This is a genomic window from Frankia sp. EI5c (genome assembly GCF_001636565.1).
GTDB lineage: Bacteria > Actinomycetota > Actinomycetes > Frankiales > Frankiaceae > Parafrankia.
On sequence record NZ_LRTK01000027.1, the window covers coordinates 66,046 to 91,731 of the forward strand.

The 25,686-nt window shown below is 72.6% G+C and carries 21 protein-coding genes and 9 pseudogenes; 13 read left to right on the forward strand and 17 right to left on the reverse strand.

Features of this window, described 5'->3' with window-relative positions; all coding sequences use genetic code 11:
* The first annotated feature begins 248 nt into the window (after nt 1–248).
* Both UG55_RS14270 and UG55_RS14275 read left to right on the forward strand, forming a co-directional pair.
* Complete coding sequence (locus tag UG55_RS14270) at nt 249–467, forward strand: biotin/lipoyl-binding carrier protein (protein WP_066068291.1); 219 nt, start codon at nt 249–251, stop codon at nt 465–467.
* Between the two features lie 64 nt (nt 468–531).
* Entirely contained in the window at nt 532–720 is a 189-nt protein-coding gene (locus UG55_RS14275; protein ID WP_066068295.1) for a hypothetical protein, read from the forward strand.
* 145 nt (nt 721–865) lie between these two features.
* On the opposite strand, the gene bioB is transcribed toward UG55_RS14275, so the two are convergent.
* The 3 genes from bioB to UG55_RS14290 all read right to left on the reverse strand — a co-directional run bounded on the left by bioB (nt 866) and on the right by UG55_RS14290 (nt 4,039).
* Nucleotides 866–1,909, reverse strand: coding sequence for a biotin synthase BioB (gene bioB, locus UG55_RS14280; RefSeq protein WP_066068297.1), 1,044 nt, complete (start codon nt 1,907–1,909; stop codon nt 866–868).
* A gap of 124 nt (nt 1,910–2,033) precedes the next feature.
* Entirely contained in the window at nt 2,034–2,750 is a 717-nt protein-coding gene (gene bioD, locus UG55_RS14285) for a dethiobiotin synthase (protein ID WP_066068299.1), read from the reverse strand.
* The gene (locus UG55_RS14290) at nt 2,747–4,039 is read right to left on the reverse strand and encodes an 8-amino-7-oxononanoate synthase (protein ID WP_083986801.1); all 1,293 of its coding nucleotides are present in this window, start codon (nt 4,037–4,039) and stop codon (nt 2,747–2,749) included. The genes bioD and UG55_RS14290 overlap by 4 nt, the downstream gene beginning before the upstream one ends.
* A gap of 52 nt (nt 4,040–4,091) precedes the next feature.
* Here UG55_RS14290 and UG55_RS36855 point away from each other — a divergent pair.
* The 3 genes and pseudogenes from UG55_RS36855 to UG55_RS36860 all read left to right on the forward strand — a co-directional run.
* Nucleotides 4,092–4,287 (forward strand): histidine kinase N-terminal domain-containing protein (locus tag UG55_RS36855; RefSeq protein WP_242424321.1); only part of this gene is annotated, 196 nt, incomplete at its 3' end.
* A gap of 1 nt (nt 4,288) precedes the next feature.
* Nucleotides 4,289–5,410, forward strand: a pseudogene (locus tag UG55_RS14295) (sensor histidine kinase); the annotation flags it as partial.
* Between the two features lies 1 nt (nt 5,411).
* A pseudogene (locus UG55_RS36860) lies at nt 5,412–5,561 on the forward strand (ATPase); the annotation flags it as partial.
* 411 nt (nt 5,562–5,972) lie between these two features.
* Here the strand turns inward: UG55_RS36860 and UG55_RS27340 are convergent.
* Complete coding sequence (locus UG55_RS27340) at nt 5,973–6,221, reverse strand: WhiB family transcriptional regulator (protein WP_018634477.1); 249 nt, start codon at nt 6,219–6,221, stop codon at nt 5,973–5,975.
* A 678-nt stretch (nt 6,222–6,899) separates the two neighbouring features.
* Between UG55_RS27340 and UG55_RS14300 the strand changes: the two genes are divergently transcribed.
* Nucleotides 6,900–7,607 (forward strand): glycerophosphodiester phosphodiesterase, encoded by a 708-nt coding sequence (locus UG55_RS14300; protein WP_066068303.1) that lies wholly within the window; start codon nt 6,900–6,902, stop codon nt 7,605–7,607.
* Nucleotides 7,608–7,653: 46 nt separating this feature from the next.
* On the opposite strand, the gene UG55_RS14305 is transcribed toward UG55_RS14300, so the two are convergent.
* The 6 genes and pseudogenes from UG55_RS14305 to sodN form a co-directional block, all read right to left on the reverse strand.
* Complete coding sequence (locus UG55_RS14305; protein WP_066068305.1) at nt 7,654–8,598, reverse strand: diacylglycerol kinase family protein; 945 nt, start codon at nt 8,596–8,598, stop codon at nt 7,654–7,656.
* A gap of 678 nt (nt 8,599–9,276) precedes the next feature.
* On the reverse strand, nt 9,277–9,494 hold a 218-nt coding region (locus UG55_RS36865), incomplete at its 5' end, for a sigma-70 family RNA polymerase sigma factor (protein ID WP_242424322.1).
* A gap of 1 nt (nt 9,495) precedes the next feature.
* A pseudogene (locus UG55_RS14315) lies at nt 9,496–10,395 on the reverse strand (sigma-70 family RNA polymerase sigma factor); the annotation flags it as partial.
* Nucleotides 10,392–10,928 carry an anti-sigma factor gene (locus UG55_RS14320; protein ID WP_066068315.1) on the reverse strand — a complete coding sequence of 179 codons (537 nt, stop codon included), beginning with the start codon at nt 10,926–10,928 and terminating at the stop codon, nt 10,392–10,394. The gene UG55_RS14320 and the pseudogene UG55_RS14315, both read right to left, overlap by 4 nt.
* 348 nt (nt 10,929–11,276) lie before the next feature.
* A complete protein-coding gene (locus UG55_RS14325; RefSeq protein WP_066068317.1) occupies nt 11,277–11,774 on the reverse strand; it encodes a GNAT family N-acetyltransferase in 498 nt (165 codons plus the stop codon).
* Nucleotides 11,775–11,907: 133 nt separating this feature from the next.
* Nucleotides 11,908–12,306, reverse strand: a complete 399-nt coding sequence (sodN, locus tag UG55_RS14330) for a superoxide dismutase, Ni (RefSeq protein WP_066068320.1) — start codon at nt 12,304–12,306, stop codon at nt 11,908–11,910.
* Between the two features lie 153 nt (nt 12,307–12,459).
* Between sodN and UG55_RS14335 the strand changes: the two genes are divergently transcribed.
* On the forward strand, nt 12,460–12,792 hold the full coding sequence (locus UG55_RS14335) for a S24/S26 family peptidase (RefSeq protein ID WP_066068323.1): 333 nt from the start codon (nt 12,460–12,462) through the stop codon (nt 12,790–12,792).
* Nucleotides 12,793–12,885: 93 nt separating this feature from the next.
* Here UG55_RS14335 and UG55_RS14340 read toward each other — a convergent pair.
* The coding region (locus UG55_RS14340; RefSeq protein ID WP_242424324.1) for a dTDP-4-dehydrorhamnose 3,5-epimerase family protein at nt 12,886–13,499 on the reverse strand (614 nt) is incomplete at its 5' end.
* 1,032 nt (nt 13,500–14,531) lie between these two features.
* Between UG55_RS14340 and UG55_RS36870 the strand changes: the two are divergent.
* The 3 pseudogenes from UG55_RS36870 to UG55_RS36880 form a co-directional block, all read left to right on the forward strand.
* Nucleotides 14,532–14,732, forward strand: a pseudogene (locus UG55_RS36870) (NAD-dependent malic enzyme); the annotation flags it as partial.
* 1 nt (nt 14,733) lies between these two features.
* A pseudogene (locus UG55_RS36875) lies at nt 14,734–15,476 on the forward strand (NADP-dependent malic enzyme); the annotation flags it as partial.
* A 1-nt stretch (nt 15,477) separates the two neighbouring features.
* Nucleotides 15,478–15,794, forward strand: a pseudogene (locus tag UG55_RS36880) (malic enzyme-like NAD(P)-binding protein); the annotation flags it as partial.
* A 93-nt stretch (nt 15,795–15,887) separates the two neighbouring features.
* On the opposite strand, the gene UG55_RS14350 reads toward UG55_RS36880, so the two are convergent.
* The gene (locus tag UG55_RS14350; RefSeq protein WP_242424325.1) at nt 15,888–16,052 is read right to left on the reverse strand and encodes a hypothetical protein; all 165 of its coding nucleotides are present in this window, start codon (nt 16,050–16,052) and stop codon (nt 15,888–15,890) included.
* A 244-nt stretch (nt 16,053–16,296) separates the two neighbouring features.
* Between UG55_RS14350 and UG55_RS14355 the strand changes: the two genes are divergently transcribed.
* Nucleotides 16,297–17,271, forward strand: coding sequence for a zinc-binding dehydrogenase (locus UG55_RS14355; RefSeq protein ID WP_066068335.1), 975 nt, complete (start codon nt 16,297–16,299; stop codon nt 17,269–17,271).
* A 65-nt stretch (nt 17,272–17,336) separates the two neighbouring features.
* Here UG55_RS14355 and UG55_RS14360 read toward each other — a convergent pair whose 3' ends face one another.
* From UG55_RS14360 to UG55_RS36895, 4 genes and pseudogenes are all read right to left on the reverse strand, one after another.
* Nucleotides 17,337–17,516: a DUF6104 family protein gene (locus UG55_RS14360; RefSeq protein ID WP_066068492.1), complete on the reverse strand. Its 180-nt coding sequence runs from the start codon at nt 17,514–17,516 to the stop codon at nt 17,337–17,339.
* 370 nt (nt 17,517–17,886) lie between these two features.
* Nucleotides 17,887–19,405: thiamine pyrophosphate-dependent enzyme (locus UG55_RS36885; protein ID WP_242424326.1), on the reverse strand; the 1,519-nt coding region annotated here is incomplete at its 5' end.
* A 1-nt stretch (nt 19,406) separates the two neighbouring features.
* A pseudogene (locus UG55_RS36890) lies at nt 19,407–19,607 on the reverse strand (thiamine pyrophosphate-dependent enzyme); the annotation flags it as partial.
* A gap of 1 nt (nt 19,608) precedes the next feature.
* Nucleotides 19,609–21,603, reverse strand: a pseudogene (locus tag UG55_RS36895) (multifunctional oxoglutarate decarboxylase/oxoglutarate dehydrogenase thiamine pyrophosphate-binding subunit/dihydrolipoyllysine-residue succinyltransferase subunit); the annotation flags it as partial.
* 432 nt (nt 21,604–22,035) lie between these two features.
* On the opposite strand from UG55_RS36895, the gene UG55_RS36900 reads away from it, so the two are divergent.
* Both UG55_RS36900 and UG55_RS14370 read left to right on the forward strand, forming a co-directional pair.
* On the forward strand, nt 22,036–22,506 hold a 471-nt coding region (locus UG55_RS36900; RefSeq protein WP_304440411.1), incomplete at its 3' end, for a hydantoinase/oxoprolinase N-terminal domain-containing protein.
* Between the two features lies 1 nt (nt 22,507).
* Nucleotides 22,508–24,099, forward strand: a pseudogene (locus UG55_RS14370) (hydantoinase/oxoprolinase family protein); the annotation flags it as partial.
* Between the two features lie 184 nt (nt 24,100–24,283).
* Here UG55_RS14370 and UG55_RS14375 read toward each other — a convergent pair.
* Entirely contained in the window at nt 24,284–25,429 is a 1,146-nt protein-coding gene (locus UG55_RS14375; RefSeq protein WP_066068345.1) for a thiamine-phosphate kinase, read from the reverse strand.
* Nucleotides 25,430–25,686: the final 257 nt, after the last annotated feature.

The following is a 25,686-nucleotide window of genomic DNA, read 5'->3' on the forward strand; positions in this document are numbered from 1 at the left end:
CGTCCGCGACGCCTGTCAGGCCTGCGCGCGCCCGCGACGAGGGGGCACGCGGACCGGCCGGCCGGCGGCGCGGGTGCCCCTGACCCGTGCCATGGCACGGGAGGGTGGCCGGAACCACCGCCGCGGGCCGGCCGGCCCGGGAATGCGATCGCGCGAGTCGGGCCGAGTGCACTCCGGAGCATGCCCGGTGGCCACTACGCTCACAGCGGGCGCGCCGCAGCGTGGTCGAGGCGAGAAAGGGGAGCCTGATGGCCGAAGAAGTCCGTGCCGAGATGGTGGCCAATGTCTGGAAGGTCGTGGTCGGTGTCGGTGACTCCGTCGCGGCCGGTGACGCGCTGGTCATTCTCGACTCCATGAAGATGGAGATCCCGGTGATCAGCGAGGAGGGCGGCGTCGTCGCCAGCATCGCCGTCAACGAGGGCGATGTCGTCCAGGACGGGGACCTGATCGCCGTCGTGGACTCCTGACCGGGGCCGGAGGCACACCGGGGCACACTCCCCGGGTTGCGCCGCGGCACTAAGCTCGCTCCTTATGGACGCCTCGTTCTGCGACCGCTGTGGCCAGCTTGCGAGCATCGGCAACCACGAGGCGTGTGCCCAGGCGCGTGCGCTGGAGCCGCCGCGCTACTGCGCGGCCTGCCGGCGTCGCCTCGTCGTCCAGGTGACCCCGCTGGGGTGGACGGCGAGCTGCGCCGAGCACGGGACGTTCGCGTCGGCCTGACCTCGGTCTGACTCGGCCTGACCTCGGTCCGACCTCGCCCCGGTCGAGGTCGGACCGCACCGGTGCGCGATGACGAGCGGGGCGGCCAGGACGTTTCCGACGCCCGGGTGCGGGCGTCGGAAACGGGTGGCCTGCGGCGTGGTCCTTACAGGCTGGCCTGTAGGGACTTGATCGGCATCCGCAGCTCGGCGAGCATCGCCAGGTCGCTGTCGGGTGTCTTGCCGAGAGTGGTCAGGTAGTTTCCGACGATCACCGCGTTGATGCCGCCGAGCATGCCCTGGACGTCGAGGTCGCCGAGGGTGATCTCCCGCCCGCCGGCGTAGCGCAGGATCGTGCGCGGCAGCGCCAGCCGGAAGGCGGCGATGGTGCGCAGCGCGTCCCGGGGCTCGACCGGGGGCAGATCGCCGTAGGGCGTCCCCGGCCGCGGGTTCAGGAAGTTCAGCGGCACCTCGTCCGGATTCAGCGACGCCAGCTGGGCGGCCAGCTCCGCGCGCTGCTCCAGTGACTCGCCGACTCCGATGATCGCCCCGCAGCACAGCTCCATGCCGGCGGCCCGGACCAGCTCACACGTCTCCCACCGCTCCTCCCAGCTGTGGGTGGTCACGACCTGGGGGAAGTACGAGCGCGCCGTCTCGAGGTTGTGGTTGTAGCGGTGCACGCCGAGCTCGGCGAGCTCGTCCACCTGTGCCTGGGTGAGCATGCCCAGCGAGCAGGCGACGTTGATGTCGACCGCCTCGCGGATGGCCGCCACCCCCTCGCGGATCTGGGCCATCAGCCGCTCGTCCGGCCCGCGGACGGCGGCGACGATGCAGAACTCGGTGGCGCCGGTCGCGGCCGTGGCCTTCGCCGCCTCGACGAGGGAGGGGATGTCGAGCCAGGCGGAGCGCACGGGGGAGTCGAAGCGCCCGGACTGCGAGCAGAAGTGACAGTCCTCCGGGCAGCCGCCGGTCTTGAGGCTGACGATGCCCTCGACCTCGACCTCCGGGCCGCACCAGCGCAGCCGCACCTCGTGGGCCAGCGCGAGCAGGTCACCGATCGAGTCGTCCGGCAGCCGCAGGACCGCCAGGACGTCCTGCTCGTCGAGGCCACGCCCGGCTTCGAGCACCTGCCGGCGGGCGCGGGCGAGAACGTCGTCGGGAGCGTCGTCGGCCCCGGACGTTTCCACTGTCGTGGTCACAGGTGCGGTCACAGGTGATCCCCATCAGAAGGTCGTGGCCGGCGGCGTGGTACGCGCCACCCGGTCGGGCTTGGAACCATTGTTCTGCCATCCTCGCGGCTGGTGCCGGTGTTGTGACGTGAGTCCGTCGGTGTCGTCATGGCGCGTGCCGGGCGCGGAAGCGCCCGGCGTGGAACGTGCCGCCGAGCGCGGGCTCCAGCGAGGCGCGCGCCACCTGCCGGAACCGCTGCGTGTCGAGCTGCCCCGAACCCTCCGGGACGGCCCCCGCGAGCGGCCGCGCCGCCAGCAGCTCCAGGTCGGCGAGGTTGCTGCGGGCGGCCAGGTCCGGCTCGGCCGGCCAGGACCCGACCACGATGCCGGCCAGCGCCAGGCCGCGGTGTGCCATGGCCTCCAGTGTGAGGGCGGTCGCGTTGAGGGTGCCCAGCCCCGCGGTCGTCACCACGAGGACCGGCGCCCGCAGCTGGCAGGCCAGGTCAGCCAGGGTGGAACCGTCGTCGTCGTAGCGGACGAGCAGGCCCCCGGCGCCCTCCACGAGCACGAGACGACCTTCGGCCCGCAGGTCCCGCACGGTGCCGGCGACGGTGGCGAGGTCGAGGGTGGGCAGCCCCGCGCGCCGGGCCGCGCTGACCGGTGCGAGCGGGTCGGCGTACCGCGCGAGTTCGTGGACGTCCTCGATGCCGGCGAGGCGCCGGACGAGGTCGACGTCGCCGAGCTCGCCGGGAAGCACGCCGGTCTGCGCGGGCTTCACCACGGCCACCGCGGAACCGTCGGCCGCGGCGAGCGCGGCCAGCGCCGCCGTCACCACGGTCTTGCCCACCCCGGTCCCAGTTCCTGTGATGATAATCACGCTCACGGGGCGGGGAACCTGGCGATGGCATCGGTGATCACCGTGACGGCCCGCCGCACGTCGCTGTCGCTGAGGTCGGCGCGGGCGGCGACCCGAAGCCGGCTCGTGCCCGCGGGCACCGTCGGCGGGCGGAAGCAGCCGACGGCCACCCCCGCCTCCCGGCAGGCCGCGGCGACGGCGACGGCCCGCTGCGGATCGCCGAGCACGACGGAGACCACGGCGCCGGCCGGCTCCGGTGCCGCGGTCGCGGCGGCGATCTCCCGGGCGCGCTCGCGGACCTTCGCCGGCAGGTCGGGCTGTTCGGTGAGCAGCCGCAGGGCGGCCAGCGCGGAGCCGGCGCAGGCGGGCGCCAGGCCGGTGTCGAAGATGAAGGTCCGGGCGGTGTCGATGAGGTGGTCACGCAGCATCGCCGGCCCGAGTACCGCGCCGCCCTGGCTGCCCAGTGACTTGGAGAGGGTCACGGTCGCGATTACATCCGGCTGGCCGGCGAGCCCCGCCGAGGCCGCCGCGCCGCGCCCGCCGGCCCCGACGACACCGAGCCCGTGGGCCTCGTCGACCAGCAGCACGGCACCGTGCCGCCGGACGACCGCGTGCAGCTCCGGCAGCGGCGCCAGATCGCCGTCCGCGGAGAAGACCGAGTCGGTCAGGACGAAGGCCCGGCGCCAGGCCCGGGTGGCCAGCACCCGGTCGACGGCGGCGACGTCCGCGTGCGGGGTGACCACCACCTTCGCCCGGGACAGCCGGCAGGCGTCCACCAGGGAGGCGTGGTTGTTCTCGTCGGAGATCACAATGTCGCCGGGACCGGTCAGCACCGTCAGCATCGCCAGATTGGCCGCGTAGCCCGAGGAGAAGACCAGCGCCGAGGCGAAGCCGAGATGCTCGGCGAGCGCGTTCTCAAGGTCACCGTGCAGGGTGGTCGTCCCGCTCACCAGACGGCTGCCGGTGGACCCGGCGCCGAACGAGCGCAGCGCCGCGATGCCGCCCTCGACGACCTCCGGATGGCGGGCGAGCCCCAGGTAGTCGTTGCCCGCCAGGTCCAGCAGCAGATCGCCGTCCGTCCAGGGCTGGAGGGAACCCTGGACCGGCAGGGCCGCGGCTCCCGCGGCCGGCGCGGGCAGATGCGCGGCCCGGGCCGCCCGGGGCCGTAGCTCGCGACGCAGGCCGGCCTGCGCGCGCAGGCGCGCCGCCTCGCGCAGCCAACCGAGCGGATCGGCGTCGGCGGACCCGCCGACCAGGGTGGTGGGGGACGTTACGCGAGTGCTGTCGGGCGTCACGTCGGCGAGCGTACGGCGCATTCCGGCCCGGCCGCCCGGCACGCCCCGGGCGGCGTCTGGCAGTCTGCGTCCCGTGGGAACCCTGGCCGACGCCCTGCGAGCGAGCACTGATCTGCGTGGCGACGACATCGACCATCTGCATGCGCTCGTCGCCGACTGGGCGCTGCTGGCCGACCTGTCGTTCGCCGACCTGCTGCTGCTCGTGCCCGTGCGGTCCGGTTCCGTCCGGGCGGGTCATGCCGGCGGCATGGAGTTCCAGGTCGTCGCCCNGGTGCGCCCGACGACCGGCCCGACGGCCTACCACAACGACGAGGTGGGCAGCGTCGTCATCAACCGGTGGGTGGTGCAGAACGCCTGGCGCGAGCACCGCATCGCCCGGGAGGGCGAGCCCGAGTGGGACGGCGGGGTCCCGGTCCGGACGGAGGCGATCCCGGTCCGGCACGGCGACCGGGTCATCGCCGTGCTGGCCCGCGACACCAACCTGGCGACGACCCGCACGCCGAGCGCGCTGGAGTCGGCGTATCTGCAGGCCGCGAACACCCTGGCCCTGATGATCGCCGAAGGCGCCTTCCCGTTCCGGGCCGGCTCGGCGGAGCTGCCGGAGCCGCCGCGGGTGGGCGACGGGATGATGCGCCTGGACGGCGCCGGCAAGGTCATCTTCGCGAGTCCGAACGCGCTGTCGGCCTACCGCCGCCTCGGTTACACCGGGAACGTCACCGGTGAGGACCTGCGGACGGTGCACCGCGCGCTCAACCTGCCGGCGACGACCCCGGCGGTGTGGCACGCGATCAGCCGGCGGCGCCCGGTCGAGGTCGAGCTGGAGACGGGCAGCACCGTGGTGCTGCTGCGGGCCATTCCGCTGTTCCCGGGAGCCATCCGGGAGGTGCTCGTCCTCGTCCGTGACATCTCGGAGCTGCGTCGCCGGGAGGCGCAGCTCCTGAGCAAGGACGCGACGATCCGCGAGATCCACCACCGGGTCAAGAACAACCTGCAGACGGTGGCCGCCCTGCTGCGGCTGCAGATGCGGCGCACCAAGGCGGACGAGGCCCGGGACGCGCTGCGGGAGTCGGTGCGGCGGGTGACGTCGATCGCGGTGGTGCACGAGACGCTCTCCCAGACGCTGGGGGAGTCCGTCCCGTTCGACGAGATCGCCGACCAGATCACCTCGGTGACGGTCGACCTCGCCTCGACCGGCACGCGGGCGACGACCCGGCGGACGGGGTCGTTCGGGCGGTTGCCCGGCGAGCTCGCCACGCCGTTGGCACTTGTGCTTTCGGAGCTTCTGCAGAATGCTGTCGAACATGCGTTCGACGGATCCTCGGGGGCGATCGAGCTCCGCGTGCGGCGGGAGGGCGACCGCCTCGACGTCGTGGTCGCCGACGACGGCGCGGGNCTGCCCGAGGACTTCCAGCTCGAGCACTCACCCCGGCTCGGGCTGCAGATCGTGCGGCAGCTGGTGCTGGGCGAGATGCGCGGGACCATCCGGCTGCAGGCCGGTCCGGCACGGGGGACGGAGGCCCTGCTGTCGATCCCACTTTCCTGAAGTCGTGTGTTTGGGGTCCGCGTGGCGGGGTAGACCCACATTCGTGACCTCCGCCCACGGCCGACGTGCGCTGGTGGCGTCGTCGTCGGGGGCGGGTCGGCCGCCGGCCGCGGTGGGCCGGAAAGATTTTTCGGCCGCTCCGTCCGTGTCCGTGCAGGAACCTGCGGCGGACGGCCGGACAGAGCGGCCGATGGTGTTACCTCATGCGACTCCCGCGCTGAGCGCGCGCGGATCCGGTGCTGTGGCACGGAATGAGGCCTACTTGCCCATGCCGGGGCGAGATTCGGCCCGTCCGTACACAGCCTGGCTGGTCGCGGTCGATGTTCGGTTGTGGTGGGCCTGCCATGGGCAGGCGTGTTCGGTGTTGGCGCCGTCTGGCTCGACTCCGCCCCGGGCAGGGCGAGGTCAGGCTCAGGCGGTGCGAACTCGCAGGCGGACCTGGCGCTTGAGCGCCCGGCGTTCATCCTCACTCAGGCCGCCCCAGACTCCGGAATCCTGCCCGGTGTCAAGAGCCCAGTTGAGACAGTCACTTGTGACCGCACAACGCCTGCAGACTGCCTTCGCTTCTTCGACCTGGCGTTCTGCCGGACCGGTTGTACCGATCGGGAAGAAGAGCTCGGGATCCTCGTCACGGCAGAGCGCGCGGTGGCGCCAGTCCATGCGTACTACTCCCTCTCTCGTCTCGGACCACACGGCNCATCAGACGCTCGGTGAGCCNCCATGGTTGCGTCGCGTCCCAGAAGAAAATTCCGGATGTCTGGTCGGGCCGCGACGGCGGAGGCTTGTGCGAGTGCATGCGCGTGGTCCCAGGTGCACGTGCATCTACCTCGGACATTCGCCACCCTCCCACCGGNACGGGCAGGGGCGCAAGAACCTGCATGCCTCTTCACACCGGGTCTGGCCGGTACCTGTCCACCGGGGACACATGTGGACCACCGATCGCGCGACCCTCCGTCCATCATTGGTCGCTGGGAGAGAATCCNTTGTCCCGTAGCGTTTTGCGGGGCTCTGGATCATGTCTGACCGTTGTNNGGTAGCGGAGTGCCGCGCGCCGTTCCCATCGTAGATGATGTTGATCTGGCCGGTCATGACGTCTCGTCATTCTGTGCTACGCTGTCGCTTTGGTGTTGATTTAACTCGTGTAAGAAGGCTGGCGCCGCGTCCCTCGTGACACCGCGTCCCTCGTGACACCGCGGTCGCGCGGCGAGCTCCACCTGTCGAATGCTGGCCGCTGAGTCATCTGCTGGCCGCTGAGTCATCGCCTCTGCCATCTGGGCATCACGGTGCCCGGCCCCGTGTCNGCTACCGGTACCGGGTGGCTCCGTGCAGGATGGAGCAATGGAGGTTCTGGGCCATCGCGGCAGCCGGACACCTGGTCCGGAGAACACGGTCGAGGCCGTCGATGCCGCGTTACGAGCGGGCGCGGACGGAGTCGAGCTAGACATCCGCCGCAGTGCGGACGGTGACCTGGTGTGCGTGCACGACGCGCGCCTTCCCCGCTTCGGTGGCCGGGCTGTCATCCGTCGTTCCACCAGGGAGCTGGCGAGCCGCGGTATCCCCGCGCTGACCGAGATGCTCGACGTCTGGGGCGGGCGCGGCCGGCTGATTCTGGAAATCAAGAACCAGCCGGGCCAGCCGGACTTCGACGCTCCACGTGAGCGGACGGCGCGTGCGCTCGTCGAGCTGCTGCGGGCCCGGGGCCACGCGGCACCGGCCATCACGGTCTCGTCCTTCGACTGGTTCGCGATCGAGGCGGTGCGCGATGCCGGTATCGGCGTCGGGACCGCGTTCCTCACCATGCCGCGGATGTCGGTCAGCGGCGGGATCGCCTACGTCCGCTCGGCCGGCCACACCGAGCTGCACGCCCACGTGTCCGCCGTCCGCGGGGTGCCGGATGCCGTGCGGCGCGCGCGCAGCGCCGGCGTGCGGCTGGTCACCTGGACGGTCACCGAGGCCGAGGCGGCGCTTGAGCTTCGCGACGCCGGTGTCGACGGAATCATCTGTGACGACCCGGCCGGTATCAGCCGGGCACTCGGAAGGGGCTGACCCCGCCGGAGGGCTGATCTCGGCCGAGGGCCGAGGGCCGAGGGCGTCAGGCGATCACACGCAGGGCGTGGGCGTGGTTCGTCAGTTCCACGGACTCGAAGTACCCGAGCACCTCACCGTCCATCTGCACCGCTGTCGGGCGGGTGGCACGCAGCGTGATGGACGCCGCGTCGTGCAGCCCGACCACGTTGCGGCCGTGCGGCTCGGGGTTCCTCCCGAGCATCTGCAGCCCGGTGCGGATCACGCTGGTGGCCCGCGCCTTACGCAGGCCGAGCAGGTCCAGGCCCGTGTCGAAGGAGGCCTCCGGGCAGGCCGCCACCGGCCGGTTGTTCAGGTAGGTCCAGGGCCGGGTGTTGCACACGATCGCGAGCGCCACCTCCACCGGCTCGCCGTCGTCCGCCGTGGGGGTCGAGGTGACGGTGATGCCGGGGCCGCCGCGGCCGCCGCCGCGTGCCAGCTCCGCGAGCGCGCAGCGCAGGAACAGCCCCGGTGTGCTGCGGCGCCCCTTCTCCCGGCGGCGCTCGACGGCGGCCACCACGTCGGCGTCCAGCCCCATCCCCAGACAGAACGCGAAATAGCGGTGCTGGTCGCCGTAGTGGGCGAGGCCGACGCTGACCTGGCGGGAACGGCCCTCGCGCAGCGCGCCGAGCAGCTCCCCGGTTGCCTCCACCGGGGACAGCGAGTAGCCCAGCGCCCGGGCGAACACGTTCGTGCTGCCGCCGGGGACCACGGCGAGCGCGGGGCCCTCCCCGGCCGGCCCGCTGCCGACCAGGCCGTTGACGACCTCGTTGACGGTGCCGTCGCCACCCAGGACGATCACTACGTCGACGCCCAGCTCGCGGGCGTGGGCACCCAACTCGACCCCGTGGCCGCGGCCCTTGGTGACAATGGTCTCAAGTGAGACGTCGGCTGCCAGAGCGGTGGCCAGCACGTCGCGGACCCGCTCGGTAGTGGTGGTCGCAACCGGATTGACGACCAGCAGCCCGCGCATAGCAATACGGTAGCCTGCGCGTTCATTAAGGGCGGCGGGGAGGGAAAACTCTCACACCGAGCCGGTGCCCGCGGGGCCCGCGGTGCCCACGGGCCGACCGCACCGCCGCCCGCGCCGTAATCTTTGCGGATGGGTACCAACCGTCGTGCCGTGGGCGACTCCGGCCCGAAGGCGGGGCCGGGGGCCGGCCTGGGCGCCGTGCCGCGGCCGCTGCTCGTCGCNGGTGCGCTGCTCGCCGCTGAGACGGCGCTGCTTCTCGGCCTGGGGTTGCTGCTGGTGGTCCGCGGGTTCGGCTCCGACATCGACGACGTCGGGCGGGCGGAGACCGGCGGCCTGCTGGCGCTGGTGGGTGCTGCCTGCCTCGGCCTGGTGACCTGGGGTGTGCTGCGGGGCCGGGGCGGATTCCGCTCGCCGGCCCTGGTCACCCAGGTGCTGTGCCTCCCCGTCGCCTGGGGGCTGTTGCAGGGCGGCCTGTACGGCTACGGGGTGCCGTTGCTGGTGGTGCCGCTCGCGATCATCGTGGGGTTGGGCCTCGGCGGCGGCTACGCCCGGTCGGCCGAGGAGCGCGACGAAGGCCCGGTAGGACGAAGCCGGTGAAGGCACGGTGAGCTGGGCCGAGCCGAGCCGACCCGGGCCCGGGGGTCGGTTGGCCGTTGCGATCGGCTGGCCGCCGGTGGGTCAGCCGTCCTCCAGCAGCCCGCGCCGCAGCTGGGCCAGCGTGCGGGCCAGCAGCCGGGACACGTGCATCTGCGAGATCCCGAGCTCGTTCGCGATCTGCGACTGCGTCATGTTGCCGAAGAAGCAGAGCAGCAGGATGCGCTTCTCGCGCGGCGGAAGCTTCTCCAGCAGCGGCTTGAGCGACTCCCGGTACTCCACGCCTTCCAGCGACTCGTCCTNCACCCCGAGCGTGTCCGCGACCGCCGGGGCCTCGTCGTCACCGGAGTCGGGTGCGTCGAGGGACACCGCGGAGTAGGCGTTCGCCGACTCCAGGCCCTCCAGCACCTCCTCCTCGCTCATCTCCAGGTGGCGGGCGATCTCGCTGACCGTCGGCGAGCGGCCCAGTGACTGGGACAGCTCGGAGGTCGCCTTCGTCAGCGAGAGCTTCAGCTCCTGGAGCCGGCGGGGAACCCGGATGGCCCAGCCCTTGTCCCGGAAGTGGCGCTTGATCTCGCCGACGATCGTCGGCGTCGCGTAGGTCGAGAACTCGACCCCGCGCTCCGGGTCGAACCGGTCGACCGACTTGATCAGACCGATCGTCGCGACCTGTACCAGGTCGTCGAGCGGCTCCCCGCGATTGCGGAAACGGCGGGCCAGGTACTCGACGAGCGGAAGGTGCATGCGGACCAGCTGGTCGCGCAGGGCGGCCCGCTCCGGATCGCCCTCCGGCAGCGAGACCAGCCGGACGAACAGCGCCCGGGCGCGGACCCGGTCCGGGGAGGTGCTCGCGGAGCCGGAGTGCGCGGGGGGATCGGAACCGGCGGCGTCGGCCGTCTCCTCCGGCTGGGCCTGCTCGCCCACGGCGGAGCCGCCGGCCGGGCCGCCGGGCGCCGGGGCGGAGCCGGGCTGGGAGGTGGCGCCGTGCTCCGACACCGGTCCGACGCCGAACTCGACGCGACCGCCGGCCTCCCGGCCCGCTGTGCTGGTGAGGGCGGTGACGCCGGGGACATCCCCGGCGTTGCGCTGACTGATGGCCGCGACCGGGTCGACCGCGTCGAGGGCGCCCGCGGAGTCGAGGTCGCCCGCGTGGCCGGTCGGTACCGATCGGGGTGTGGTGGGTGTTCTGCCGGCTGAAGTCACAGCGTGCCTACCGTGTCGCCGAGGGCCGCCGCGGAGGCCGCGCCCGAGCCGCCGACGTGCCCGGCCGGGGGTTCGCCCAGGTCGGCCCGGTCGCCGCGACGCTTCTGGAGGGCAATGCTCACCCGGGATCCCGGTCCCGTCGAGCTGGAGACGTCCCCGGCCAGAGCGGTCAGGACGGTCCAGGCGAACGTCTCGGTGGACGGTGGCTCACCGTCCAGGCTTTCGACCGTGACCAGGACCTTCATGACGCCGGGATCCAGGGTGAACCTGCATTCCAGCGACGATCCGGGGACGGCCGAGACGAGGAGCAGCGCGCAGGCCTCGTCCACCGCGATGCGGAGATCCTCGATGTCATCGAGGGTGAAGTCCAACCGGGCCGCGAGGGAGGCCGTAGCCGTTCTCAGGACGGTCAGATAGGCACTCGCGGCGGGCAGGGTGAGCTGGACGACGTCGTGCGGGCCGCCTTCGTCAGCGGCTTTGCCCGAAACGCCGTCGGAGTTCTCCGCGCCGCCGGTAGAAGGCGTCGGATTCACGTTCCTACCCCCAAGAGCCCGGGTCGTGAGGAAGATCCTCGTCGATGGATGTCCGTCTTCGTACCGGGCGCGGGCAGCCGCGACCGGCCTTGCGCCCCGGGGTGCGATGTCCGTTTCCGGACGACACTCCGGTGCTGACCCATGCCCCGTAACGCGGGGCGGTACTCCGATGATGGCCGTGCCCGGGAGGTGCGTCCGGCGCACCATCCCGTTAGCTCACCACCGTACCCAGCGGGCCTGGGGTGTCGCAGGTCGGGTGATCAGATGGCGCGCCGGGGTGCCCGGCTGATCCCGGATGGCCGGTTCATGCACCGCCAGCCGGGGGATTCGGGGCCTGCTCCCGGGTGATCAGGGGACATCCGGGGACGGGGCCGCGGACACCAGCGCATCGATTGCCCCCGCGTCCAGGCGCCAGGTGGTCCACTCCGAGGTGGGTACCGCCCCCACCGACCGGTAGAAGGCGTGCGCCGGCGTGTTCCAGTCCAGCACGGCCCATTCCAGGCGCTGGCAGCCGTTGCGCACACACAGCGCGGCGAGCTCGGTGAGCAGTGCCCGGCCGTGCCCGGCCCGGCGGTGCTCGGGCCGCACGAAAAGATCGATCAGGTACATCCCCGTCCGGCCGGTCCAGGTGGAGAAGGTCGGGTGCCACAGCGCGCACCCGACGGCGGCGGCGGCGGGCGCCGGGACCGCGACCAGGCAGTGGGCGGCCGGCGGGTCACCGAACAGGGCGGTGCTGAGATCGCCGGCGGTCATCGCCACCGCGTCCGGTTCCCGCTCGTAGGACGCGAGGTCACGGACCAGGGACAGGATGTCGGCGACGTCCGCCGGCTGCGCGGCTCTGATCATTTCGGCTCCGGGACGAGTGGTGCGCCGCGGCGCCGTGGCGGGCACGGCGGCACCGGCGGGAAAAGCGGAACGTCCCCGCCAGGTGGCCGCAGACCACCTGGACGGGGACGTCCGCCGTGCTGGTCGCCGTCGCTCAGGCGGCGGCCTTGGTCTCCCAGAAGATCGTGGAGATCTCCTCGATCAGGTCGAGGAGCTGCTGACCCTGGGCCGGGTCGACCGAGCCCTTGGCGCCGGCGGCACCGGCGGCCTTGGTGGCCTTCCAGAACAGCTCGTGCAGCTGCGGGTACTTCTCCGCGTGGTTCGGCTTGAAGTAGTCGGTCCAGAGCACCCAGAGGTGGTGCTTGACCAGCTCGGCGCGCTCCTCCTTGATGACCAGCGCGCGCGCCCGGAACTCGGGGTCGGTGTTGGCCTGGTACTTCTCCTGGATGGCCTTGACCGACTGGGCCTCGACCTTCGCCTGAGCCGGGTCGTAGACGCCGCAGGGCAGGTCACAGTGGGCGTTGACGCTGGTCGCGGGATTGAGCAGGCTCATGCCGCCGTCCTCTCTGTACGCCATGGTTTTCCGTTGCCCAGGACGACCGTGTCCGCGCCGGATGGGCCGGCCCTGGGTGGGTGCGATCGCGGGAGGTTGATCGCAAGTGAGCAGCTCGCGGACCGGTTTCCCGCCTTCTGGCAACCTACCCCTGTGAGCCCCAGCTTTTCTCCGCGGGCGGTGTCCGTCCGCGGCGAGTCCATGCGTCCGACGCTGCGCGACGGCGATGCCTGCCTCGTTCTGTGGGGGCTTCCGCCCCGGCCGGGGGACGTGGTCGTCGCCCGGCTGCCGGAGCGGGGGCTCGGCGTGAAAAGGGCTGAGTTCGCCGACCCGGACGGTTCCTGGTGGCTGCGTTCGGACAACGTGGGCGTCGGTACCGACAGCGCCACGTTCGGGATGGTCCCGGCCGCCGACATCCTGGGCCGGGTTGTCGTGCGCTACTGGCCGCGGCCGCGGGTGCTGCGCCGGCGGCGGGTGCGGCTGTAGTCCGCGCGGTGCCGTGTTCCGCTCCGTGCCGCCGGCGGCTCAGGAACGGCCGGCGGTTCAGGAACGGCCGGCGGTTCAGGAACGGCCGGCGGTTCAGGAACGGCCGGCGGCGCTGCCGAGCGGGCGCAGCGAGTCGTAGAAGGCCCGGCAGTCGGCGTAGGCGGGAAGAATGCCGGCCGCGGCGGCCTGGCTGAGGCTCGGGGCAGCGACGTCCTTCTCCGACAGCAGCGGAGTCAGGCCGGGCGGCCACGGCAGGTCGAGATCAGGGTCGAGCGGGTTGATGCCGTACTCGCGCTCCGGGGTGTAGGGAGTCGAGCACAGATAGGTGATCACCGCGCCGTCGGTGAGGGCCATGAACGCGTGCCCGAGCCCTTCCGAGATGTAAAGGCCCCTGCGGTCGACGTCGTCGAGTACGACCGCCGCGTGTGCCCCGAAGGTCGGTGAGCCGATCCGGATGTCGATCACGCAGTCCAGGATGCGGCCGTTGACGCAGGTGACATACTTCGCCTGGCTGGGCGGCACCTGGGCATAGTGCACCCCGCGCAGTGTTCCCGCGCGGCTGACGCTGGCGTTCGCCTGGGCGAGGTCGAGGCGATGGCCGGTGACCGATTCCAGCGCATCAGTACGGAACCATTCGAGGAATGTCCCGCGAGCGTCGGCGTGCTTGCGCGGGGTGAACAACCAGGCATCGGCTATCGGCAGCTCGGNGACCTCCACGAGAACCTACGCTACTAGGTTTAGTTCGCTGATTCCCCGACAGGTCCGTCCGGGAAGGCGTGCGCGNGGTGACGATGGTGACACCACAGGTTGTGNGGCGGATCGCTCCTGCCGGGATATCTCCCGGTCCGTAGGTTCCGATATCACGTGCGGTGACCCGGCCGGCCTTCCGCCCGTTGGTGGATCGCGTCCGCGTCGCCGGCCGCACTCCGTAAACCCACGGACGAACAACAATCGCCCGAGGCGTGAATCACCTCACGGTTCATCCGTGATGGACGTGTCTCGAACCCTCGATCATTGGCGTGATGTCCNGCCGGAAACGAGGGGGAAACTCGGCGGAATCGGCGGCGCGGCGCCACCCGACTTTCGGCCCGATTCAGAAACCAAGGTGTCATGGCTGCCCACCGCTGCGGCCGGGAAGGCGGCGGTGGGCGGGCTCCCGGACGCCCCCTCGGACCCACCCTCTCGGGACCCGCCCCCTCGGGACGTGCCCTCGCGGGACGCTCGCGGGACGCGCCCTCCGGGACGCCCGGGCGCCGGCTCCGGCCGGGGGAGGGGCCGGCGGGTGTGCCGGACCCGGCGTCGGGGGCGCCGGAGGCCGCGTCGAGGCGAGTCGGATGGCCGACAGTCGGCGCCGCGCACGGGCTGCCGCAAACCGGTGGACAGCGGCGGGCCGGACTCGTCCGGGACACATGCCGGGGCTGCTGCGTCATGCCTCCGCTACCTCGGAAGTCACCTTCCGTACCCGACGTTTCATGTTGATGACATCTGTGGTTCGTCGGTGGCCAATCCGACAGGCGGGCCCGGAGGGCTCCGCGTGCCATATTGGAAGCAGCGTCGGGCCACCCCCGTCGCAGGAATGTGGCACACCGGTCGCCTCACACGTCGAGGCGACACCGCAAGGCCCGCCGCCCCGCGAACGTGTGATCTTCGTCGGGGTCCCGGGAACGTCCTAGCCACGTCCGGGCAGTGACTCCGTTCGCCGGACGGTACCGCCGTGGCTTGTCCGAGGAGCCCCTTTCGTGACCGCAACCACCGACCACACGACTATTGACCCGTCCCACGTCGCCCCGGCCGGGGCGCAGTCGCCAGCGGGGTCGCCGGGCTTCGACGGCCCGAGCCCGCGCCCGTCCGACGACGATCCCGCCTTCGCGCTGCACCGCGGCGGCAAGATCGGAATCGGTCTGACCGCCCCCCTGAACAACCGCGAGGATCTCTCCCTCNCCTACACGCCCGGTGTGGCCAGGGTGTGCATGGCGATCGCCGAGACGCCGGCGTTGGCCGACGACTACACCTGGCGGTCCAACACGGTGGCCGTCGTGACCGACGGAACAGCGGTGCTCGGCCTGGGTGACATCGGTCCCGCCGCGGCGCTGCCGGTCATGGAAGGCAAGGCCGCGCTGTTCAAGCACTTCGGCGGGGTTGACGCCGTGCCGATCTGCCTCGACTGCACCGACACCGAGGAGATCGTCGACACGATCGCCCGCCTCGCCCCCGGGTTCGGCGGCATCAACCTCGAGGACATCTCGGCGCCGCGCTGCTTCGCGATCGAGTCGCTGCTCCAGGACCGCATCGACATCCCCGTGTTCCACGACGACCAGCACGGCACCGCGATCGTCGCGCTGGCCGCGCTGGAGAACGCCGCCCGCCTGACCGGGCGGGAGCTGTCGGACCTGCGTGCCGTGGTGTCGGGCGCCGGCGCGGCGGGCATCGCCGTCACCCGGATCCTGCTCGCCGCGGGCATCGGGGACATCGCCGTCGGGGACAGCCGCGGGATGATCTACGCGGGCCGGGACGGTCTGACCACGGTCAAGGCCGCGCTCGCCGCCGAGACGAACAAGGCGGGGCTGCGGGGCTCGATCAACGAGGCCCTGGCAGGCGCGGACGTCTACCTGGGCCTGTCCGCCGGCAAGGTGCCCGAGGACGTCGTGGCCACGATGGCGCCCGAGTCGATCATCTTCGCGATGNCCAACCCGGACCCGGAGATCGACCCCGAGGTCGCCCACAAGTACGCCCGGATCGTCGCGACCGGTCGGAGTGACTACCCCAACCAGATCAACAACGTGCTGGCCTTCCCGGGTGTGTTCCGGGGTGCGCTGGACGTGCGGGCCAGCCGGGTCACCGAGGGCATGAAGCTCGCCGCCGCGCGGGCACTCGCCGACGTGATCGCCGACGAGCTGGCCGACGACAACATCATCCCGAGTGTCTTCGACAAGCGGGTCGCCCCCGCCGTCTCGAAGGCGGTGGCCGACGCGGCCCGTGCCGACGGAGTCGCGCGGCGCTGACAGCGGTGACGGCGCGGCCGCCGGGGTCCTCCCGGCGGCCGCGCCGTCCTCGGGAGTGCGGCCCGGTGACGCGGCCCGGTGACGCGGTTTCGGTCAGACCCGGCCGCATCCCGGGCACGGCCGGTTCTCGCTCGCCTCGGTGAGCGGGCGCAGCGCCCCGCAGCCCTTGTAGGAGCAGCACACGAAATCCGCCGACGGGACGATGATGATCGGATCGCCGTCGGTCACCACCACCACCGGCGGCTCCGGTGCCGGCACGGGCCGGCGCCTGCGCCAGCCGAATCGACGACCGCCCCCGTCACGGCCGACCGCAGCCGGCGTCCCTCCCTGTGTCGCCACGGAAGTGAGTTCAGCACATCCGGGGTGCGGGCGCGACGGCCGGGCCACCCGCGGCCACGTGGTCGGCTCCGCCCGGCGCCACCGGGGCCGGGCGGAAGTGATCCGAACTCGGACGAACCGCGGCGGCTGCCCCGCGGCCCGTTGTCGCACTAGGGTCGGCGTCGTGCTTGCCGCCGCAGCTGTCTCGATCAACCCAGATGATCCGCTCTCCGGCCTCGCCGTCGGTGAGCAGCCGGAGCCGACCGTGCCCGATGGCTGGACAACCGTCTCCATCCGGGCCGCCGCGCTCAACCATCACGACCTCTTCAGCCTCCGCGGCGTAGGGCTGCCCGCCGACCGGCTGCCGATGATCCTCGGCTGTGACGCCGCCGGGGTGAGCGCCGACGGTGAGGACGTCGTCATCCACGCCGTGATCGGCGATCCCGCGCGGGGCGGCGGGGACGAGACCCTCGACCCGTCCCGGACACTGCTCTCCGAGCTGCATCCCGGGACGCTCGCCGAGCGCATCGCCGTACCCCGGGCGAATCTGGTCCCGAAGCCGGCCTCGCTGTCCTGGGAGGAGGCGGCCTGCCTGCCGACCGCCTGGCTGACCGCCTACCGCATGGTCGTCTCCCGCGCGGGTCTGCCGCCGGACGGCGGCGGAAGGATCCTCGTCCAGGGCGCCGGGGGCGGAGTGGCCACGGCGGCCCTGCTGATCGGCAAGGCCGCCGGTCACACCGTCTTCGTCACCTCGCGGGACGAGGCGAAGCGGCGGCGCGCGCTCGACCTCGGCGCCGACCTCGCCGTCGAGCCGGGGGCGCGCCTGCCGACCCAGGTCGACGCGGTGATCGAAACGGTGGGGGCCGCCACCTGGTCGCATTCGGTCCGCGCGCTGGTCCCGGGAGGCCGGATCGTCTGCTCCGGAGCGACGAGCGGCCCGAACCCACCGGCGGAGCTGAACCGGATCTTCTTCCGGCAGCTGTCGGTGATCGGTACGACCATGGGGAGCCGGGGGGAGCTGCTCGGCCTCGTGGAGCTGCTCGACCGCACCGGTACCCGCCCGTTGATCGATGACGTCCGCCCGCTGGCGGAGGCCCGGGCCTCGTTCGAGCGGCTCGCGCACGGCGAGATGTTCGGGAAGCTCGTTCTCACCGTGTAGACCCGGTAGAGCCTCGCGGGCGTGGGGCCGCCGGCGCCTCGCAGGCGAGGGTGCCGGCGCGGGCGTCAGAGATCGGGGTCGTCGTCGGGGCGGGCGAGCCAGGTCGCGAGCTGTTCGACGGCGTCCTCGAACTGCGGGTGCAGGTCGACGAAGGTGCGCAGCGCGTCCGCGAGCCATTCGAACGACACCGACTCCTCGCCGCGACGGCTGGCGAGTTCCTCGATGCCCCGGTCGGTGAAGTACATGCTGGAACGGTAGCGGCTGGTGCCGGTGCCGCCCCGAACCGGATCCGGCGGTGAGCCGAGCCCGCGCGTGCCGGGCTGGCTCACCGCCGTAAGACACCGTGGCTGTCGCCGCGGGTCGGTGTGTCGCCGGAGACGCCGTCAGGCGTCGCCAGGGGAGCGCTACCGCGGTGCGCCTGCTGCTATGTGGTGGTGCCTGCTGGTACCGCGGCGGACCGCGGTTGCGGCGGCCCGGGGCCTGGCGCCAGGCCCCGGACCGCCGTGATGCCGGTCGGCCGCGGTTCGGTCGGTCGTGCCGCTGTCGGTCGTGCCGCTGTCGGTCGTGCCGCTGTCGGTCGTGCCGCTGTCGGTCGTGCCGCTGTCGGTCGTGCTGTCAGTCGCTGAAGGCCGCCTCGACGAGCGCCGCCTGCTCCCGCTCGTGCACCGACGACGAGCCGGAGGCCGGGGCGGCCGAGGCCCGCCGCGAGACCCGCCGCAGCCGCAGGCCGTCGGGCAGCGACTCGGGCAGGTTCAGCGCCATGTGCGGGTAGGCACCCTGGTTCGCCGGCTCCTCCTGCACCCACACGAGGTCGGTGACATTCGGGTACCGGCGCAGCACCTCGACGAGCTCCTGCCCGGGGGTCGGGTAGAGCTGCTCGACCCGCAGCAGCGCGAACCGCTGCGCGTCGTTCCGCTTCTCCCGGGCGGCGGCCAGGTCGTAGTAGACCTTGCCGGCCGAGAGCAGCACCCGGCGCACGCTCGCCGGATCGCTGGCGGCGGCGTCGTCGATGACGGGCTGCCAGGAGCCGCCGGTGAGCTGCTCGACGGAGCTGGCCGCCGCCTTGAGCCGCAGCATCGACTTCGGTGTGAAGACGATCAGCGGCCGGCGCACCGGGGACAGAGCCTGCCGGCGCAGCAGGTGGAAGTAGCTGGCCGGGCTCGACGGCGCGGAGACGGTCATGTTGCCGTCGGCGCACAGGGAGAGGAACCGCTCGATGCGGGCGGACGAGTGGTCCGGCCCCTGGCCCTCGTAGCCGTGCGGGAGCAGCAGGGTCAGCGAGGAACGCTGGCCCCACTTGGCCTCACCGGCCGAGATGAACTCGTCGATGATCGATTGCGCGCCGTTGGCGAAGTCGCCGAACTGCGCCTCCCACAGTACGAGCGTGTCGTCCCGGGCGACCGAGTAGCCGTACTCGAAGCCCATCGCGGCGAACTCGGAGAGCAGCGAGTCGTAGGTGTAGAAGGTGCCGACCTTCGACCCGTCGTCGTTGCGCAGGGTGCGCAGCGGGGTGTGCTCCTCCGCGGTGTAGCGGTCGACCAGCACGGAGTGCCGCTGGCCGAAGGTGCCGCGCCGGCTGTCCTGGCCGGTGAGCCGCACCGAGGTGCCGTCCAGCAGGAGGCTGCCCAGCGCGATGGTCTCGGCCAGCGCCCAGTCGATGGTGCCGGTCTCGATCATCTGCGGGCGGCGCTCGATCTGTGGCCGCAGGCGCGGGTGCATGACGAACCCGTCCGGCAGGTTGACCTGGGTGTCGACGATCTTCTTGACCGTCTCCAGCGGCACCGCGGTGGTGACGGCCGCCGCGGCCGCCGCCTCCGCCGGGGTGGTGACGATCCGGGGCTGCGGCGTGGGCCGGGTGGTGGTCTCCCGGGTCTCGGCGAACGCCTTCTCCAGCTCGGCGCGATAGCTCTTCATCGCCTGCTCGGCCTCGTCGCGGGTGATGTCCCCGCGGCCGATCAGCGCCTCGGTGTAGACCTTGCGCACCGAACGCTTGGAGGCGATCGTGTCGTACATCAGCGGCTGGGTGAAGGACGGCTCGTCCATCTCGTTGTGACCGCGGCGGCGGTAGCACACCAGGTCGATGACGACGTCCTTGTTGAACTCCTGCCGGTAGGCGAACGCCAGCGTCGCCACCNGGACGCACGCCTCCGGGTCGTCCCCGTTGACGTGGAAGATCGGCGCCTGCACCATCCGCGCCACGTCGGTGGCGTAGACGGAGGAGCGGCTGGACGTCGGCGAGGTGGTGAAGCCGACCTGGTTGTTGATGACGACGTGGACCGTCCCACCCGTGCGGTAGCCGCGCAGCTGGGAGAGGTTCAGGGTCTCGGCGACCACACNCTGGCCGGCGAAGGCCGCGTCGCCGTGGATGAGCACCGGCAGGACGGTGTACCCCTCGAAGCCCTTGTTCAGGACGTCCTGCTTGGCCCGGGCGACACCCTCGAGCACCGCGTCGACGGCCTCCAGGTGCGACGGGTTGGCCACCACCGAGACCGGGACGGCGCGGCCTTCGCGGTCGGTGTAGACGCCGTCCGCGCCGAGGTGGTACTTCACGTCACCGGAGCCGTGCGCCGTCTGCGGGTCGACGTAGCCCTCGAACTCGTCGAAGATCTGCCGGTAGGACTTCCCGACGATGTTCGCCAGCACGTTGAGCCGCCCGCGGTGGGCCATGCCGATGACGACCTCGTCGAGGGCCGACTCCGCCGCCTGGCCGAGGATCTCGTCCAGCAGCGGGATCGTCGACTCGGCGCCTTCGAGCGAGAACCGGCGCTGGCCGACGTACTTGGTCTGCAGGAACGACTCGAACGCCTCGGCGGCGCCGAGCCGCTCCAGCACGTAGAGCTGCTCCGCCGGGTCGGGCCGCTCCGCGGAGCGCTCGACCCGCGCCTGGATCCAGGTGCGCTCCTCGGGCTCCTGGATGTGCATGTACTCGATGCCGACCCGGCGGCAGTACGAGTCACGCAGCACGCCGAGCACGTCCCGCAGCGACATCGTCCGCTGGCCGGCGAACCCGTTCACCGGGAACTCGCGGTCGAGGTCCCAGAGGGTCAGGCCGTGGCCGTTGATGTCCAGGTCGGGGTGGCTGCGGATGGCGAACTCGAGCGGGTTCGTGTCGGCCATGAGGTGGCCGCGCACCCGGTAGGCGTGGATCAGCTCCATCACCTGGGCGCCGTGGTCGAGGTCGCCCTCGTGGTGCGCGGAGATGTCGGGCAGCCAGCGGACCGGGACGTACGGGACCCGCAGCGACGCGAAGATCTCGTCGTAGAAGCCGTCGGCGCCCAGCAGTAGCTGGTGGATGCGCCGCAGGTACTCACCGGACTGCGCGCCCTGGATGATGCGGTGGTCGTACGTGCTGGTCAGCGTCATGATCTTCGAGATCGCGAGCTTCGCCAGCGTCTGCTCGGAGGCACCCTGGAACTCGGCCGGGTACTCCATCGCGCCGACGCCGATGATCGTGCCCTGGCCCTCCATGAGGCGCGGGACGGAGTGCACCGTCCCGATGCCGCCCGGGTTGGTCAGGCTGATCGTGACGCCGGCGAAGTCGTCCATGGTCAGCTTGTTCGTCCGGGCGCGGCGGACGAGGTCCTCGTAGGCCAGCCAGAACTGGCTGAAGTCGAGGGTCTCGGCCTTCTTCACCGCGGCGACCACGAGCTGGCGGCCCTTGGGGGTGACCAGGTCGATCGCGAGCCCGAGGTTGACGTGCTCGGGCTGGACGAGCGTCGGCTTCCCGTCGATCTCGGCGTACGAGGCGTTCATCGCCGGGTGGTCGATCAGGGCCTTCACCATGGCGTAGCCGATCACGTGCGTGAAGGAGATCTTCCCGCCGCTGGACCGGGCCAGGTGCCGGTTGATGACGATCCGGTTGTCGGCGAGGAGCTTCGCCGGAACCGCCCGGACGGAGGTCGCGGTCGGGATGTGCAGTGAGGTCTCCATGTTGGAGACCACCCGGGCGGACGCACCGCGCAGCGGCGTCCGGTCGCCGGCCGCGACCGGAGCCGCGGGTCTGGCTGCCGGCGGGGCCGGCGGGGCCGGAGTTGGGGTCGGGGCGGCCGGTGCCGGAGCGGCGGGCGGCGCGGTGGCCGGTGCCGCGCTCGCGGCGGGAGGCGGGGCGGAGGGTGTCGAGGGCGTCGACGTCGACGCGGGACCGGGGGCGGTGACACCGCTCGCCCGCGCATCCCCGGCGGCCGGGTTCGCGGGACGATAGTCGGAGAGGAAGTCGCGCCACTCCGGGGAGACACTCTCCGGGTCTTCGAGATACTGCTGATAGATCTCGAAGACCAGCCACTCGTTGGGGCCGAAGTCAGGTTCTGACGCGGGGACCGTCGGTGCTGTCACGGGGCCAATCGCCTCTATCCACGGTGTACATCTCAGCCTGTTCGCAGGCCCTTCGCTACCGTCTGCTCAGGTTACCCGGCGNGGACGGGGCCGCAGGAGCTGGCCTCCCTGGCATCGCGTCACATTTGACNCCCTTTGGCCGGGTTGTCGGCCCGCCGCCGGTACCGACCCGCCGCCGCCCCCTCCGGTCGCGATCTCGCCTGTGCCAGCGACAAAGGCCGGCTCGCCAGGTGCGTCCACCGCGTTGCCCGGAGCGCTGTGACGGACTACAAGGAGACCTTTCGGACCGGTTCGGGCCAGGCATCCGGCTGGTCCGCGCCCACCGTCCGGTCGGCAGGTGGTGTTGCTCTCGGTAACCGCTGGCGCGACCTGTGGACCCGCGCGTCAGCATGTCAGGACAGCCGTCGAAAGTCAGGGAAGCGGGGAGGCCGAGTGCCCGATCATGACGAGTCGCCTGCCGGGCGGGTGCGGCTGGGAGTCGACGTCGGTGGCACGTTCACCGACCTGGTGGCGGTCGACCCGGACGGTGCGCTGCGGTTCGCCAAGGTCCCCACCGTCCCGGCCGACCCGTCCGGCGGAGTGCTGGCCGCGGTCGCGGCGGCCGCCCTGGCCGGGCCGCGGGTCGGCACCTTCGCCCACGGGACGACCGTCGCCACCAACGCGCTGCTGGAGCGGGCCGGGGCCCGCACGGCGCTCGTCACCACCCGCGGCTTCCGGGACGTCATCGAGATCGGTCGGCAGAACCGGCCGTCGCTCTACGACCTGACGGCGGACCGCCCGCCGAGCCTCGTCCCGCGCGAGCTGCGGTTCACCGTCGCCGAGCGATGCGGCCCGGACGGGGTGATCGAACCGCTGCGCGCGGACGAGGTCGACCGGGTCGTGGCGGAGGTGGCGGCCGTCCCCNGGCTGGAAGCGGTCGCGGTCTGCCTGCTGTTCTCCTTCGCCCACCCCGGCCACGAGCGGGCCGTGGCCGCCGCGCTGCGCCGGCGGCTGCCGGCGGTCACGGTGGTCGCCTCCAGCGAGATCCTGCCGGTCTTCCGCGAGTACGAGCGGTTCGCCACCGCCGTCGCCGACGCCTACCTGACCCCGCGGCTGTCCTCCTACCTCCGGCGGCTGGAGCGGCGGTGCGCCGAGCGGTCCCTCGCCGTCCCGATGATCATGCAGTCGTCCGGCGGAGTGGCGGAGCTGGCGGAGGCTGCCGGCCACGCTGCCCGGTGCGTGCTGTCCGGGCCGGCGGGAGGCGTGGTGGGCGCCGCCTACGTCGCCGGCCTGTCCGGGGTGCGTGACCTGCTGACCTTCGACATGGGCGGGACGTCCACCGACGTCGCCCCGGTCCTGGGTGGACGGGCGCTGACCACGTCGGAGTCGGTGCTCGCCGGGGTGCCGATCATGCTTCCCGCGGTGGACGTCCACTCGGTGAGCGCGGGTGGCGGGTCGATCGCCTGGGCCGACCCGGGCGGCGCGCTGCGGGTCGGGCCGCGTTCCGCGGGAGCCGACCCGGGGCCGGCCTGCTACGGGCGCGGTGGCACCCACCCGACCGTCACGGACGCCGACCTCTACCTGGGCTACCTGGCCGACGGCGCCGGCCTCGGCGGCGAGGTGACCCTCTCCCGGGCGGCGGCCGAGGCCGCCCTGCGCGACCTCGGTGCCCAGCTCGGCCTCACTCCGGCGCAGACCGCCGCCGGTGTCGTGGCCGTCGCGGACGCGGAGATGACCCGGGCACTGCGGGTCGTCTCGGTGGAACGCGGCATCGACCCGCGGGAGCTGGTGCTGGTCGCCTTCGGCGGGGCCGGCGGGACGCACGCCTGCGCCCTGGCGGAGGAGCTCGGCATGACCCGCGTCCTGGTCCCGCTGGCCGCCGGCGTCCTGTCGGCCCTCGGGCTGGCCATCGGGGACGCCCGGCGCGACCACATTCGCCCGCTCATCGGCCGCCTCGCTGAGGTCGACCTGGTCGGGGCCTTCGCCGAGCTGGCCGACCTGGCGGCGGGCCAGGACCCGGCCGGTCCGCCGCCCGCGCTGCGGTGGCGGGTGGACTGTCGGTACGTGGGCCAGTCGCACGAGCTGACGATCGACGTCGAGCGGCCCGAGGGCGGTACCTCCGCCGCGGCGCTCGCCCGGGCGGTGCGCGCCGCCTTCGAGGAGGAGCACCAGCGCCGCTACGGGCATGTCGCGCCCGAACGCGACGTCGAGACGGTGGCGGTGCGGCTGGTGGCGACCGTGCGCGGCACCCGGCCCGCGCCCGTCGCGCCGCCCGCCGACCCGGCGGCGCGCCGCGGCCGGCGGCAGGCCTGGACGGGCGGCGGGTGGCGGGACATCGAGGTGATCCCGCGGGCCGCGCTGGGGGCGGGGGAGGTGGTGCGCGGTCCGGCGGTGGTGGAGTTCGCCGAGTCGACCTGCCTGGTCCGCGGTGGCTGGACCGGCATCGTGGACGATGTCGGGACGCTGGTGCTCACCCGTGCCGACCAGCCCCCGCCCGACCAGCCCCCGTCGCGGTGATCCCCGCCTGAACCAACCCGATCGGCGGATTCGCCACGACTTCTGTCCGGAAGACGCTGACGGGAACCGGTGCGGCGAGCGCGGCGTTAGACTAGCCAGTGCCGGTCCGTATCATGGCCCCCGGACCCAAATTGAGTCGCTACGTGCGACATCGCGCCGTGAGGCGACCTGGCGGGCCGGCACTCTACTTCTTCGGTGGTCCGTTTCCTCGGCGGCCCGCGCCATCGGCGCGGAAGTGATCCCAGCCCGTCGGCCCGGCCGGGCGGTGCCCGTCCACGAGGACTCCACCGCCGCCCGCACCGCTCCCGCCCGCACCGCTCCCGTGGTCGGCCGGGTCCAGCACACGCCCGATCAACGCGCAGTCCGCCGGCGGTTCGGTGCCGGGGGCCAGGCAGGCGACGAGCGCGTGGTCGTCCCCGCCGTGCAGGATCCATCCGAGCGGGTCCGTTCCCACCGCGGCGGCCGCCGCGCGGATCGGCGCCGGCACGGGCACCAGGTCGCTGTCGAGGTCGATCCACACCCCCGACGCGGCGGCGATGTGGCCCAGATCGGCGAGCAGCCCGTCGGAGATGTCGCACATTGCGTGCGCTCCGGCGGCGGCCAGCAGCGGCCCGTGCCGGTACGGCGGACGGGGCCGCTGATGTGCCAGCACCAGCTCGGCGTGCCCGGGGGTGTCCAGGCGGACGGGGGAACCCGCCGCGGCGGCGCGCAGCAGCCCCAGCCCGGCCTCGGCCCAGCCGATCCGCCCGGCCAGCACGACCAGATCGCCCGGGCGGGCGGTGTCCCGGCGTACCGGCGGCCTGCCGGCCAGGTCACCGAGCGCGGTGATCGCCAGCACCACGCTTTCGGACGAGCTGACGTCCCCACCGGCGACCGACGCCCCCACCAGCGCGCACTCGTCGCGAAGACCGTCGGCGAGCTGCTCGGCCCAGGTGACCGGCAGGGTGCCCGGTGCTCCCAGGCCCACGACCAGGGCAGTCGGGCGGGCGCCCATCGCGGCCACGTCGGCGAGGTTCTGCGCGGCGGCCTTGCGGCCGACGTCGTAGGCGCTCGACCAGTCGCGCCGGAAGTGCCGGCCCTCGATCAGGAGATCCGTCGTGACGACGACCCGCCCGTCGGCGGCGGCGACCACCGCGGCGTCGTCCCCCGGCCCGAGCAGGATGTCCGGGCTGGTCGGCAGCCGTCGGGTGATGGCCCGGATCAGGCCGAACTCACCGAGGTCGGCGACGGTGTCGCCGGTACCGCTGTCGGCGCTGTCCCCGGTACCGCTGTCGGCGCTGTCGCCGGGTCCGCTGTCGGCCGCGCCGGTGGCTGATCCACGTGTGGTCATCGTCGGCCAACGCTAGTGGACCGGAACCCGCATTCCGGGCCGGGTACCGGCTGGCGGGTCCGGGCGGGCGCCGTTGATAGGGAATTAACGCGGTATACGACACTTCCCGCAACATCCAGGACATCACATTGACATGTGCCGCTGCGACTCTGACGCGCGTGCACCCCCACCGTCGGCGACCGGCTCGCCCCGCGATGACCGCCCCGGAGCGGGCGCGGACAGGCCGGCGGGCGGGCCCTGCCGGGCGTCGGCGCGGG